This is a genomic window from Lentimicrobium sp. S6, from assembly GCF_013166635.1.
In the GTDB taxonomy this organism is placed as follows: domain Bacteria; phylum Bacteroidota; class Bacteroidia; order Bacteroidales; family UBA12170; genus UBA12170.
This window is the reverse complement of the sequence record NZ_JABKBZ010000014.1, coordinates 41,654-54,684: the sequence shown is the minus strand read 5'-3', so window position 1 is coordinate 54,684 and position 13,031 is coordinate 41,654. Positions and strand designations below refer to the sequence as shown.

The following is a 13,031-nucleotide window of genomic DNA, read 5'->3' as shown; positions in this document are numbered from 1 at the left end:
GCTGCCCATTGGTAGTTTAAAAATTGAAAAAAATGGCAAATTTTTATACAGACAATAAAAACCTGAAATTCCACCTCGAGCATCCTTTGATGAAGAAATGTGTGGATTTGAAAGAAGATAATTATAAGGATCAAGAAAAGTATGATTATGCTCCTCTTGATTTTGAAGATACATTAGATACCTACGACAAAACTTTAGAGATTGTTGGAGAGATTTGTGGTGATATTATCGATCCCAATGCCGAGGATGTTGATCACGACGGGCCTCAATTAATTGATAACGAAGTTATATATGCCAAGGGAACATCTCAAAACTATCAAGCATTAACTGATGCTGGTTTAATTGGAATGTCACTTCCTAGAGAATATGGAGGATTAAATTTCTCTATCGTACCTTATGTAATGGCTGCAGAAGTGGTTTCTAGAGCTGATGCTGGTTTTGCTAACATATGGGGATTACAAGATTGTGCAGAAACACTTCATGAGTTCGGTGATGAGGCCATCAAGAAAGAATTTCTTCCTAGATTTAACGAAGGTGCCACTGCTGCAATGGATTTAACTGAACCAGATGCTGGTTCCGACCTCCAGGCGGTGATGTTAAAAGCGACATATAACGAAGAAGAAGACCAATGGTACCTAAACGGAGTGAAGCGTTTTATCACCAATGGTGATGCTGATATTTCATTAGTGTTGGCACGTTCTGAGGAGGGGAGTTCAGATGGTAGAGGACTTTCATTATTTGTTTATGACAGAACAGAGCAAAAAGTAATCGTTCGCCGTATCGAGAATAAAATGGGTATCAAAGGTTCTCCAACTTGTGAATTGGTATTTAAAGATGCACCAGCAAAACTAGTAGGTTCTAGAAGATTGGGATTGATTAAATATGTGATGTCTTTGATGAATTCTGCACGTTTAGGTGTAGGAGCTCAGTCTGTAGGTATTGCAGAAGCTGCTTATCGTGAGGCTTTAAAGTATGCCAAAGAACGTGAGCAATTCGGAAAAGCAATTATCCAGTATCCTGCTGTTTATGAGATGTTGACAAGAATGAAAGTAAAAACTGATGGTATTAGAAGTTTACTTTATGAAACAGCTCGTTTTGTAGATATTTATAAGTCATATGGCTTTTTAGCTGAGAATCGTAAATTAACTCCTGAGAAAAGAAAAGATCAGAAATACTTCTCTAAGAAAGCCGATTTCTTCACGCCTTTATTGAAATTAGTATCTTCTGAATATAGTAATGAGATTTCTTACGATTCATTACAAGTTCACGGTGGAACTGGTTTTATGAAAGATTTTCCAATTGAAAGAATCTATCGTGATGCCCGTATAACCACCATTTACGAAGGTACTTCTCAGTTACAAGTGGTAGCGGCTATTAGAGGTGTAAGCACTGGCGGATATTTGGATTATATCCGTGATTATGAGCAACAAAACTATAGACCAGAGTTACAGCACATCAAGCGTCGTTTAATTATTATGACAGAGCAATACACTAAGGCTGTACAAATGGTCCAACGTGATAAAGATTCTGATCTATGGGATTTCCATGCACGTAGAATGGTGGAGATGGCTGGAAATATCATTATTGGATACTTATTGCTAAATGATGCGCAAAGAGATATGGAACATAAAAAATCAGCTGATATTTTTGTGCAAATCGGAATGGCACAAAATGAAGATAAATTCAAATATATTGAGAATTTTGATTTGAAAGATTTAGGGCTCTATCAAATTTCTACTGAAGATATTGATGAATAATTAATAATAGCGGTTTACAGGTGGTTTCTAGCCTGTAAACCGTTTTTTTAAACGCATCTATGAACTCATTTATCGTTATAATCGCTGTGATTTTTGTTATAGCGATAGGATTCAGAAAGATTATAAATTTATTTCTTCACAAATTGATTTTTGGTGAGTATAGCCGAAAATATGTATTGAAATTCAAACAATACACAAGGAAAAAGCCACACCCTTATTGTTTCAAAGACGATTTCTACTACCATATTCTTTCTATTCATAAAGCAGTTGATAGTCCAATTCAATACCAAAGTGAAAAAGTATTTGACTTTGATGATTTGAGTTTTGGTACACATTTGAAAGAGACTTTGAAGGAAAGAGGTAAGCCCGATTGTTTCACAGTTAGTGAAGAGAAGGAAGTGGATTTTGGAGTGATGGGTTATAAAAGTAGATTGTTTCATAGCAATGAAAAAACACTGCTTTATCACTGTGGAAATGAGTATTTCATGGGTGAATATGTTTTTAGTAGTATTAATGAAGAAACAGCAGAACTAGTGGTGGGGATGCTAAAAGAGAAATTTCATCAAGATATAGAGTATAATAAGAACTTTACGATTACCGATAAAGCTGGTAATTACGTATATTTTACCGATACGGGATTTTACTTGTCTATCAAGTTCTTTAATAAGGATTTTCTTACCATTAAGAAGATATTGGAAGTTACCACTGCGAATACTGAAAATGGTTTAACCCCATTAAATGGAATCGGTAGGATTTCTTGTGCAGATTAATGTACATCAGAGCTGCAATGTCGATATTTCGTATAGAAAAATGAAACCCCAAGTACAAAAAGAGAAGCTAATATTCCTAAAGCTATATTATAGTAGATTGGTGCTGAGAGTGCCATTCTAATAATGATAGTGGCTACTGCAAAAGCGGAGTTTCTAAATACCACAATATAAGAGTAATTATATCGGAGCGATAATAATACAAGAAATATATCGGCAAATATGAGGATGGTATAAAAGTTTTTGAAGAAGTCGAAAGCTTGAGAATGCTGAAGATAGAGGATGATATCATAAATACCCGAAGTCAGAAATACCATAAACAATATCAGGCTTGTTACTTTCTTAAACATGATAAATCGGGTTTGGCTCTCTGGATCGTCAGTAATTGGAGTGTGTTTTAGTGTTTTGTTGATGAGCAGAATAATAATAAAAATAGCCATGGCTCCAAAAGCATCTGATAACATACTGATGACGGGTTCAAAATCAGCCCAGTTATTTTGCTCGTAAAACTCTCCAAACTGCTTAAATGCACTTCTCAATAGAATAAGACTTAGGATTTCTAATTGCTTCACCAGAGAGGAGGAAACAGAATTAGATAAGGTGAAAACCAAGCCTACTACCTCAATTAATAATAAGAGTGAAAAGCTAATTTGAATAGATTGAAATATATTTTTTGGAAATAGGTATTCAAGGTTTTCCGGAACTAGTCCTAAATATAAAAACAGCGACATCCCCAAAGAAATCAAAAAGCTTAGAACAAGCAATGTTGCTAATCGGGAATGTGTTTTCTGGTTTTCCCATACCTGATGCACACGATTGTAAAACCTAACGATAAATTGTATAGAACGTTCCATTTATTTAAGCTTATTAAGCAATTCTTTTTGACATATTCTTGAGTCGTTTAATAGGTTCAATATTTCTTGATCACTTGGGTTTATAATGTATTTTCCATCTTTTTTTGTTGATCTCACTTTCCCTTTCTCAATATGCTGATTTACTAATTTTATCTGCTCTTTATTTTCAATATCAATACAAAAAAGGCTAAGTTGTTCAGAACTAAGTTGCGCTGCAATCATTTCCCAATAACCATCCTCATTCTTGAAATTCATAAAATAGTAGCTGTCTAATTTTTTCAGAACCAAATCGGCTCCTAATTCACCCTGTAGGAAGCTTTGATTGTTCATTTCACCATAACTATATTTATTGCTGGCAATACAGAGGGTATCTCCATCGCTGTCTACATAGTAACCTTGGAGTTCGGATGGGAATTCCGCTAATGATATTTGATCCTTTGGAATAGGATGATGATACACAATATTGCTACATGAGCTTAAAAATACGATGACGAGAGATAAGGTAAGATATTGTAGTCTTTTCATAATGAAATATTTGTAGGTGAAACATTATGCCTTTAGACAAATATAATTAAAATTTCATTGTTAACAAAGTCATATTTACTAGTCCTTATTTCCTGCATTAATTCTGTATTTTTGAGTTAAATATTGAAGTTATGAACTACCATTTTATTGCTATAGGTGGAGCTGCCATGCACAATTTGGCCATTGCATTACATTTAAAAGGAAACCAAGTGACAGGTTCCGATGATGAAATTTTTGAGCCTTCCAAAGGAAGATTGGATAAATATAATCTCTTACCAAAAGAAATGGGTTGGCAGCCTAAGAAAATAAATAGTAATATTGATGCTATCATATTAGGTATGCATGCCAGAGCAGATAATCCTGAATTGGCAAAAGCTAAGGAGCTAGGATTAGAAATATATTCCTATCCTGAATTTCTTTATGAGCAATCGAAGGATAAAACTAGGATTGTGATAGGCGGAAGCCATGGGAAAACAACCATCACGGCAATGATCCTCCACGTGTTAGACCAACTAAATATTAAAACCGACTATATGGTTGGGTCCAAGTTAGAAGGTTTCGAAGTCATGGTGAAGCTCAGCGATGCACCTTATATTGTATTAGAAGGTGATGAGTATTTGTCTTCACCAATAGATAGAAGACCTAAATTCCATCTTTACCATCCTCATATCGCTTTGTTGAGTGGTGTGGCTTGGGATCATATCAATGTATTCCCAACTTTTGATATCTATCTGGAGCAATTTGAAAAGTTTATTGGCTTAATAGAAAAAGATGGCAGCCTAATTTATTGTTCCGATGATAAATATTTAGCCGATCTTTATAAAACAGTAAGAGAGGATGTTGAAGTAATAGCTTATGATGTTCCAGAATTCACCATTAATGCTGATGATTATAAATCAAAAATAAAATATCAAGGTCATTCCTATTCCCTTTCTGTATTTGGGAAACATAATTTGATGAACCTCGAGGGGGCTAGACGAGTATGTGAGCAAATAGGAGTGGAGACTAAAGATTTCTATAATGCCATTTCGAGTTTCACTGGAGCCAGCAATCGTTTAGAAACCATTGGAAAAAATGACACTTCTACTATTTATAAAGATTTTGCCCACAGTCCATCTAAACTGAAAGCGACTACCACAGCAGTGAAAGAACAATTTACCGATAGAAAATTATTCGCTTGCATGGAACTCCACACTTTTAGTAGTTTGAATAGTGAGTTTTTAAAAGAATATAGAGGAGCTATGGATAAGGCAGATGTGGCCATAGTATATTTCAATCCACATACCATCGCACATAAGCGCTTAGAATCCATTTCAGAAGAACAAGTAAAACAAGCCTTCGCCAGAGAAGATTTAGTGGTATTTACCGATTCAAAAAAGTTATTAGAACGACTTTACTCAGAAAACTGGGAAAATCAGAACCTGCTCTTAATGAGTTCCGGAAATTTTGATGGCGTGGATTATGCTGAATTGGTTGGGCATTTGCTATAAGGTAATTCCCACTTTTAATATGACTTAAAAAGTATTACCAATGATTAATCAAAATGTGTCTATATTTTTCTTTTTGACTGAAAGCCACTTTAGTCATATAACCGTATTTACCAATGTAGAAGAATAATGGCATATGGAGAATTTCGACTTGCATTTAGGTTTTTTTTTTTCTTTTGGCCAATACACATGTTTTTGAAGGGCTAATTTATAAGAAAATTAAAAATAAAGGTCAACAATTTTTATCTGAATATTTGTGCCAATTATTCAGATAAAAACATATAGAGTCTATGGGGTTTAAGTGGTTGTTATAGCTTTGATTAAGTATAGTTGCAGGGTGTAAAAAAGCCGATATCCCATCAAGGAATATCGGCTCATATATGATTGTCAATTCTGATTATCCATTCATGGACATCAAGAATTCTTCATTATTATCAGTAAATTTTAATTTGTCTTTTACAAAGTCCATAGCTTCCACAGGATTCATGTCTGCTAAGTGATTACGTAAAACCCAAATACGTTGCATGGCTTCTTTGTCAATTAATAAGTCTTCTCTTCGAGTACTAGAAGCAACGATGTCAATAGCAGGGTAGATACGCTTATTAGAGATTTTTCTATCCAACTGAAGCTCCATATTACCAGTACCTTTAAATTCTTCAAAGATAACTTCGTCCATTTTAGAACCCGTTTCGGTAAGAGCGGTAGCGATAATAGAAAGAGACCCACCTCTTTCAATATTACGAGCCGCTCCGAAAAAACGTTTTGGTTTTTGTAAGGCATTGGCTTCAACACCACCTGATAATACTTTACCAGAGGCTGGAGATACTGTATTATAAGCACGAGCAAGACGAGTAATAGAGTCGAGAAGAATCACAACATCGTGACCACTTTCTACCATTCTCTTGGCTTTTTCTAATACTATATTTGCTATTTTTACATGTCTTTCTGCTGGCTCATCAAAGGTAGAAGCTATCACTTCTGCTTTTACGCTTCTTTCCATATCAGTAACCTCTTCAGGTCTTTCATCAATCAATAATATGATTAAATAAGCTTCAGGATGGTTGGTAGCAATGGCATTGGCCACTTCTTTTAAAAGAACAGTTTTACCAGTTTTGGGTTGCGCAACAATTAATCCTCTCTGACCTTTACCGATAGGAGCAAACAAATCGATTAATCTAGTTGAAATAGTGCTTCCTTTATGTCCTGTTAAATTGAATTTCTCTTCTGGGAAAAGAGGAGTTAAATAATCGAAAGGAATACGGTCTCTAATTTCTTCAGGTGTTTTTCCATTAATGGTAGAAATTTTAATCAATGGGAAATATTTTTCACCTTCTTTTGGAGGACGAATGCTACCACGTACTGTATCACCAGTCATTAATCCAAATAATTTAATCTGAGATTGAGAAACATAAACATCATCTGGAGAATTTAGATAATGATAATCAGAGGAGCGCAAAAATCCATAACCGTCAGGCATGATTTCTAAAACACCTTCACTATTAATGATTCCGTCGAAATCGTAAACAGGTTTCTTTTCTCTATCTTCACGAGGGTTAGGAGTATTTCTTTCCTGTTGACGACGAGGGTTCGGAGTTCTACGATCATTATCTTTAGCTTCAGGTTTGCGATCGTTATCGTTGTTTTCAGCTTTACGATCGTTATCACGAACATCAGATTTACGAGGAGCTTCTTTTCTTTCTGGTCTGGCTTCTCTTTTTTCTCGAGGAGCTTCTGTTTTTTCATTATCCGAAACAACAGCTTTATCTTCTTTTTTAGCTTCTGGTTTGTCAGTACTTTCTCTAGAGACTTTTTCAGTGTACTCTTTTGTTTCTTCTTTAGCTTCTAATTTCTTCTCACGAGGTTTAGCAGCAGCTTTTCTTGGGTTTGGTCTGTTTTTAGCAGGCTTATTTTGTTCTGCAGAGAATAAATCGGCACCAGCTTCTTTCATTTCACTAATAAGCTCGGTGTTATTACTTTTCTTAGGAGCAATTGGGGGAGCTTTTTTTTCTACCTTTTGGGTATCTTCTTTTTTCGCTTCCGCTTTTGGTTTATTAGCTTCAGGTTTTCTCTCTCTTCTTTCAACATTGGTAGAAGCATCGGGAGCTCGGTTGATCCTTTTTCTGTTTTTATTTGGTTTAGATTCTTTTTGTTCCTTTTCTAAAATTTCAGGGGTGGGATTTAGAGCTTGGTGATCGAGGATTTTATAGATCAAATCCTGTTTAAGCAGTTTTTCGAACTTTGGAATTTGTAAATCTTTTGCAATGTCTTTGAGCTCCAATACTTTCTTGCTGCTCAACTCAATAATATCGTACATAAAATGAAAATTATGATTAGTTTCTTCTTAAAAATAAAATTACGGGAATTTATTATTTACCGAATGATTATTAGGAATGTTTGTGCAAATATAATATTTTTTAATTAGGACATTTATTTTTCCTAGAATTTTTTCAAATGAGAGGAAGAACCTATCTTTGCCATTCAAAATTTATTAGTGATGATACAAAGAATTCAAAGTCTATATTTAATACTAGCTGCCATTGCAGCCTCCCTTATGTTTGCCTTTCCCTTGGCTAAGTTTTATGGTTCTAGCAACCTTGCGCTTTATGTTTATCAGGTAAACTTTTTCGACCCCAATCCAAGTTTGCAATTAAGTTCGATGTTTTTATTGCCATTAATGGGAATTGTCATTCTTATTATTGCATTAAGTATTATCACTTTGGTGTCTTTTAAGAACAGAAAACGCCAACTATTACTAACAAAAATCAATATGGCAACTACTTTAGTACTTTTAGCTGGTTATTTTTTAGGTTATATGGGGATTTTGGAAAAAAGTGTCGGGAATCCACCAGAATATCAATTTGCAAGCTTTATGCCCGTTTTGGTTTTTGTCTTTTTATTTCTAGCCAACAGAGGCATTACAAAAGATGAAAAACTGATTCGTTCTATGGATAGGTTGAGGTAAGTTTTTGAGTTAAAAGGCTAAGAGGTTGGGAAGTTTAATGTTTCGGCAGTAGATAAACATCAGTCATGCAAATATTAACTGTTCACTGTTAGCTATTATTTACTTTCTGTTCTACCCAAATAAGATTTTCCTCTGCGTATCCTCTTTCCTTCATTTTTTGCAATAAATGCACTTTTACAGCATCTTCTAATTGTGGATTTCTACTCAATATCCATAAATACTTTTCGGAGGAGGATCCAATTAAAGCCCATTGGTAATCTTTTTCATCAAGCTCCATAACAAAATAATCGCCGTAGAAGATCCAGAAGAACGAGACTTTGAGTTTTCCGGGTTCTTGAGGGTTTGGGATTTTGGCTTTTCCCACCGCTTGACTCAGTTTGCCTTGTAGCCCTCCTTTATAACCTTGGTTCAATACTTTTATTTTGCCATCCTCTTGCATTGAATAAGTTGCGGTTACACCACTCAATCCGCGTTCAAATGAATGGTCAAAACGTGCTATTTCATACCATTTTCCAAGAAATTTATCCAATTCCAAATGTTCTACCGTTTTTGTTCTTTTCATATCTTTAGTTGAGCTACATCCAGTGCTTATGATTATCACAAACAGGGATAAGATTAAAATAAGTTTGTTCTGTTTCATCATTTATTTTGTTCTTTTTGGGGTTTGAAAGGGTAAACCAATGAACTTTCGTTACTTCTGCTTTCTGTCTTGCTTTTCCTGACATTTTAACCAATTCGATTATCTGTCATCCGTCATCCGTCATCTTCCTCCTAAAACTTCACCATGATCCCAACAGTAGGCAAAACAGTTCCCGATTCATTAGCAACGCTTTGTAATACATAATCTTGTCCGTTATTAGTAGTCATATAGGAACCATCTGGATTTTTTTCTCTAATCACATAATCCTGACCAGCAACTTTAAAATTATATACATTCTGAATGTCTAAATATACCATTAAACTCCAATTATCGAAGAAATAGTTTTTGTCGATTCTTAAATCTAATTGATGGAAAGGATCGTAGCGAAGGGTATTGATTTCACCATAATTATAATAGGCTTGACCTCTGGCATCCCAAGCTTCAACATTGGCTGAGGTTTCTAGGTCATAAGGCGTATAAGGTAGTCCACCCACATAACGCCATTTAAAACCAGCTCTCCAGTTTTTCTTAAACTGCTTACTACCAGTTAGGGTAAGCAAGTGTTTGCTGTCCCAAGAGGAGGGTACTAAATCATTATTGATGTCAGTAAATTTACTTCTCACATAAGTATAGGAGGCCAAAAGTGTAAAGTTTGTGAAATTGATTCTTTGCAATACTTCAAGGCCAATGGCTTCTCCAGTTCCTGTAAATACTGCTGGTACTGCTCCTGCAACACTGCTGTATTCTGCACCTTGGTTAGCTAAACTTGAACCCGTAACTAAATCAATAGGGTATTGAAAATAATCCTTATAGAAACCTTCGACTGATAAGGTCATTGGAGAATTAAAGCGGTATTCTGCACCCAAATTATAGTGGTTGGCACCAATGTATTCTGCTGTATTTTCATTCATCAATATACCCTCGTTATTCCTAAAACCAAGCGTGGTGTAGGAAGGCTGCTGATAATATCTACCTACTCCTGCATTCAACTGAACTTGGTCTGTTAAAGAGTAACTTAATGCTAATCTTGGAGATAGTTGATTGATGAGATTTGCCATTTTGCTGTTATAGTTATTACCATCACTACGTAAACCCAAACTCACTAGTAATCTGTTTTTGAGAATAGTTTTGGAAACTTGGCCCGATAAACCATACTTAATCACATTAATATTGGTATTATAGTTCAGCGTAAACAAGGAATCCTCTAAAAATAATTGCTGTATGGTTTGATTTTCATATTCTGCATATTCCGTATTCACTCCGAAATTATACTTGAAACCATTTTTCTGATAATTTAATTCATAGCGAAACTTATTTTCTGATTCTCTAGACTTATAATCAAAGATTTTATCTTTACTTTCGACGTTATCTGGATATTTGTAGAACTCATTATTTAACATGTTTCTGCTCAGAACCAAGGTATGGTAACCATTGTCGAAGAAGTGCTTATAAACACCTCCAATGGTATAACTCCACTGATTATTCACTGGAATTTGTGCCAATTGATATTCTTGGCCTGCATCTGGGTTTTCAATTCCTGTATTCAAACTCAATTGATCTAATGAGCCCAAGCTGATAATGGTCAACTGATTTTTAGGATTGAAATTGGTTTTTAGCTTAAATTGATAATCGTTGAAGGTGGGAAGAAAGGGTAGTCCAATGGCGGAAAATAGAAACTGTAAATAACTTCTTCTTACGGAGAAAATATAACTGGTTTTATCTCCAATTGGGCCATCCACGGTAAAGGCTGCTTCACTGGCACCTAAGCTAACTTGAAAATTGGTTTTGTCTTTGCTTCCTTCTTTTTGCTTGAAATCTAAGATTCCACTTAAAGCATTATATTTTGCAGCAGGAAAAGAACCACTATAAAAATCTACAGTTTGAATAAAGTCGGCATTAATAATACCAACAGGTCCTCCTGATGCTCCTTGGGTGGAGAAGTGATTCAACACCGGGATTTCCACACCATCGAGGAAAAACCTATTCTCACTCGGACCACCACCACGAATAATCACATCGTTACGAAAAGCAGGAGTGGAACCTACGCCAGGAAAGGACTGAATAACTCTAGAGATATCTCTATTACTACCTGCATTGCCTTCTATTTGCTTCGTTCCTATGCTTTGCATAGATAATGGAGCCTCCTCAGTTTTCTTTAAGTAATCCACTTTTACGACCACTTCATTAAGTTCGTTTTGTGAAGGTTCAAGTCCAATCTCAATAAATGGTGTTTTACTATTGCTGATCAAGATATCGGAGCTGATACTGCTTTGATAGCCCACATAAGATACTCTAAGGTTGATATATCCTGGTTCAAGACCGGTGATGATAAAGTTTCCGTCTAAATCACTTGTAGAACCTATGGTCGTTCCTTCAACTATGATGTTAGCAAATGGAATGGGATCGTTGTTTTTTGCATCGTTGACAATACCTCTAACTTCACCCTTTTGGGCGAATATTATGGAAGTAAACATCAATAGGCTGAAAAGTATATATAGTTTTTTCATTTTAGTTATTTTGAGAATTGATTCTTACTTCTATGCTGTTAAATATTTTTAGAGCCGAAGTAAGTGTGTTTAAATTAGTAAATAGTTTTCCGCTCTCTCCCTTAGCATCTCCATGCCCAATTGGGTTTAAGAAAAAGGACTCCGATGCGGAATTAATCTCCACTGCATATACGATACTAGGTTGCGCAGAATGCTGATAAGCTTTGTTTTCTGGATATTTATTATTCGTCCAAAAGCTGTTCCAATCCCATGATTGATTGACCTCTAAAAAGATTCTATATTTCTTATCCAAATTCATGGAGGAGGTTTTTATTTCAAAATTTTGTTCTGGAGTTGCTCCAGTATAAGCGTCTACAAATGGTTGCTCGGGACTAGGAATCAATTGACCATTAGTTTCGCCTTTCTTGTGAGACCAGTATGGAAGTGCTGCTGGTTGATAGGATGGACCAGATTTTTTTATCCAAATACTATCACCTTGCATTTCATATCCAAAAATACCACTAGCATATGACTTCGTAATAAATAAGGTTTTTATATAATGACCTTCCAAATCTTCCATCCATAAAACATAAGTTGGGCGATTATAACCTATGCCATTTATAAAATTAATGGTCATTTCTGGTCCATTATCCTCTGAATCAATGAGAATAGTCATTTTGCTTTCAGTTTCAATTTTTGTGGTTTTACACTGTATAAGCAATAAGGATATTGCTAATAAACTGATAAAATATAGGTAAAATTTCATAATTATACTTATTTGTATTTATTTTGCAAATATATTACAAAAACATAGTAATAAAGTTTTAAAAAATTGTGAAAATTTAAATTTACTACGATGTCGGAGCAAATTAAGTTGATAAAGGAGATTTTAGACCATGTGGAGGCCTATAAATTAGAGGTGGGGAATACTGACATAAAAGAGTTTGCCATTTATTTAAAAGATAAAGTGCTTTTAGGTGAGGCAAATTCATCAAATTCAGATTTTGATAAAAATAACTATCAACAATATAAAACATATCCCGAAGTAGAGTTTTCCACTTTGCTCACTTCTTTATATCGCTTTGCGCGTCATTATGTAAAAAAGGCATTCACCAATACTTCCATTAAAACCATTGATGAATTTGGTTTCCTCGCTACACTTTTAAAAGAAAAAAGCCTATTAAAAAATGAGTTGATTCACAAGCATTTATTAGAAATATCAAGTGGTAGTGAGATCATTAAGCGTTTGATTCGGAATGAATTGATTTATGAATATCCTGATGCCAAAGATAAAAGAGCAAAACGAGTTTCTCTCACTGAAAAAGGGATAAGAGAGGTCATGTTTGCCTTCGAAGACATGCACAAGGTGAGTGAAATAGTGATAGGAAATTTGAAAAAAGAGGAGCTCAATGAAGCGCTTTCTGTTTTTAATAAGTTGAATTTCTTTCATTTACATATTCATGAAGCAGATAAGAGTACTAGTTTGGAGGAGTTACACGAGAAGTATGTGATTGGTAAAATAGTTGACAGATAGTAGATGACAGTTAATAGTT

12 protein-coding genes are annotated in these 13,031 nt (G+C 34.9%); 5 read left to right on the top strand and 7 right to left on the bottom strand.

Translation table 11 applies throughout. The features are described 5' to 3' along the window. Nucleotides 1-32: 32 nt before the first annotated feature. Nucleotides 33-1,757 (top strand): acyl-CoA dehydrogenase family protein, encoded by a 1,725-nt coding sequence (locus HNS40_RS07115; protein WP_172279134.1) that lies wholly within the window; start codon nt 33-35, stop codon nt 1,755-1,757. A 59-nt stretch (nt 1,758-1,816) separates the two neighbouring features. After that, nucleotides 1,817-2,527, top strand: a complete 711-nt coding sequence (locus HNS40_RS07110; RefSeq protein WP_172279132.1) for a hypothetical protein — start codon at nt 1,817-1,819, stop codon at nt 2,525-2,527. Here the strand turns inward: HNS40_RS07110 and HNS40_RS07105 are convergent. Together HNS40_RS07105 and HNS40_RS07100 are read right to left on the bottom strand one after the other, a co-directional pair. After that, nucleotides 2,524-3,378, bottom strand: coding sequence for a hypothetical protein (locus HNS40_RS07105; RefSeq protein ID WP_172279130.1), 855 nt, complete (start codon nt 3,376-3,378; stop codon nt 2,524-2,526). The two genes, HNS40_RS07110 and HNS40_RS07105, sit on opposite strands and share 4 nt — an antisense overlap. Beyond that, nucleotides 3,379-3,903 (bottom strand): hypothetical protein, encoded by a 525-nt coding sequence (locus HNS40_RS07100; protein WP_172279128.1) that lies wholly within the window; start codon nt 3,901-3,903, stop codon nt 3,379-3,381. Nucleotides 3,904-4,034: 131 nt separating this feature from the next. Here HNS40_RS07100 and murC point away from each other — a divergent pair, with 131 nt between their 5' ends. Continuing rightward, on the top strand, nt 4,035-5,393 hold the full coding sequence (gene murC, locus HNS40_RS07095; protein ID WP_172279126.1) for a UDP-N-acetylmuramate--L-alanine ligase: 1,359 nt from the start codon (nt 4,035-4,037) through the stop codon (nt 5,391-5,393). Between the two features lie 394 nt (nt 5,394-5,787). On the opposite strand, the gene rho is transcribed toward murC, so the two are convergent. Further along, nucleotides 5,788-7,704, bottom strand: coding sequence for a transcription termination factor Rho (gene rho / locus HNS40_RS07090; protein ID WP_172279124.1), 1,917 nt, complete (start codon nt 7,702-7,704; stop codon nt 5,788-5,790). Between the two features lie 180 nt (nt 7,705-7,884). On the opposite strand from rho, the gene HNS40_RS07085 reads away from it, so the two are divergent. Then, nucleotides 7,885-8,352 carry a DUF4293 domain-containing protein gene (locus HNS40_RS07085; RefSeq protein ID WP_172279122.1) on the top strand — a complete coding sequence of 156 codons (468 nt, stop codon included), beginning with the start codon at nt 7,885-7,887 and terminating at the stop codon, nt 8,350-8,352. A gap of 88 nt (nt 8,353-8,440) precedes the next feature. On the opposite strand, the gene HNS40_RS07080 is transcribed toward HNS40_RS07085, so the two are convergent. From HNS40_RS07080 to HNS40_RS07065, 4 genes are read right to left on the bottom strand one after another with little or no spacing between them, the layout of a single operon-like run. Then, nucleotides 8,441-8,914, bottom strand: coding sequence for a lipocalin family protein (locus tag HNS40_RS07080; RefSeq protein WP_172279120.1), 474 nt, complete (start codon nt 8,912-8,914; stop codon nt 8,441-8,443). 13 nt (nt 8,915-8,927) lie between these two features. Continuing rightward, nucleotides 8,928-9,077, bottom strand: coding sequence for a hypothetical protein (locus tag HNS40_RS07075; RefSeq protein WP_172279118.1), 150 nt, complete (start codon nt 9,075-9,077; stop codon nt 8,928-8,930). Between the two features lie 46 nt (nt 9,078-9,123). Further along, entirely contained in the window at nt 9,124-11,499 is a 2,376-nt protein-coding gene (locus HNS40_RS07070) for a TonB-dependent receptor (RefSeq protein WP_172279116.1), read from the bottom strand. 1 nt (nt 11,500) lies between these two features. Next, nucleotides 11,501-12,244 carry a hypothetical protein gene (locus HNS40_RS07065; RefSeq protein ID WP_172279114.1) on the bottom strand — a complete coding sequence of 248 codons (744 nt, stop codon included), beginning with the start codon at nt 12,242-12,244 and terminating at the stop codon, nt 11,501-11,503. Between the two features lie 90 nt (nt 12,245-12,334). On the opposite strand from HNS40_RS07065, the gene HNS40_RS07060 reads away from it, so the two are divergent. Beyond that, complete coding sequence (locus HNS40_RS07060) at nt 12,335-13,012, top strand: MarR family winged helix-turn-helix transcriptional regulator (RefSeq protein WP_172279112.1); 678 nt, start codon at nt 12,335-12,337, stop codon at nt 13,010-13,012. Nucleotides 13,013-13,031: the final 19 nt, after the last annotated feature.

Coding starts and splice junctions, on each gene's coding strand:
- HNS40_RS07060 (WP_172279112.1), top strand. CDS start 12,335: ATGTCGGAGCAAATTAAGTTGATAAAGGAGATTTTAGACCATGTGGAG.
- murC (WP_172279126.1), top strand. CDS start 4,035: ATGAACTACCATTTTATTGCTATAGGTGGAGCTGCCATGCACAATTTG.
- HNS40_RS07100 (WP_172279128.1), bottom strand. CDS start 3,903: ATGAAAAGACTACAATATCTTACCTTATCTCTCGTCATCGTATTTTTA.
- rho (WP_172279124.1), bottom strand. CDS start 7,704: ATGTACGATATTATTGAGTTGAGCAGCAAGAAAGTATTGGAGCTCAAA.
- HNS40_RS07070 (WP_172279116.1), bottom strand. CDS start 11,499: ATGAAAAAACTATATATACTTTTCAGCCTATTGATGTTTACTTCCATA.
- HNS40_RS07065 (WP_172279114.1), bottom strand. CDS start 12,244: ATGAAATTTTACCTATATTTTATCAGTTTATTAGCAATATCCTTATTG.
- HNS40_RS07115 (WP_172279134.1), top strand. CDS start 33: ATGGCAAATTTTTATACAGACAATAAAAACCTGAAATTCCACCTCGAG.
- HNS40_RS07080 (WP_172279120.1), bottom strand. CDS start 8,914: ATGAAAAGAACAAAAACGGTAGAACATTTGGAATTGGATAAATTTCTT.
- HNS40_RS07110 (WP_172279132.1), top strand. CDS start 1,817: ATGAACTCATTTATCGTTATAATCGCTGTGATTTTTGTTATAGCGATA.
- HNS40_RS07075 (WP_172279118.1), bottom strand. CDS start 9,077: ATGTCAGGAAAAGCAAGACAGAAAGCAGAAGTAACGAAAGTTCATTGG.
- HNS40_RS07085 (WP_172279122.1), top strand. CDS start 7,885: ATGATACAAAGAATTCAAAGTCTATATTTAATACTAGCTGCCATTGCA.
- HNS40_RS07105 (WP_172279130.1), bottom strand. CDS start 3,378: ATGGAACGTTCTATACAATTTATCGTTAGGTTTTACAATCGTGTGCAT.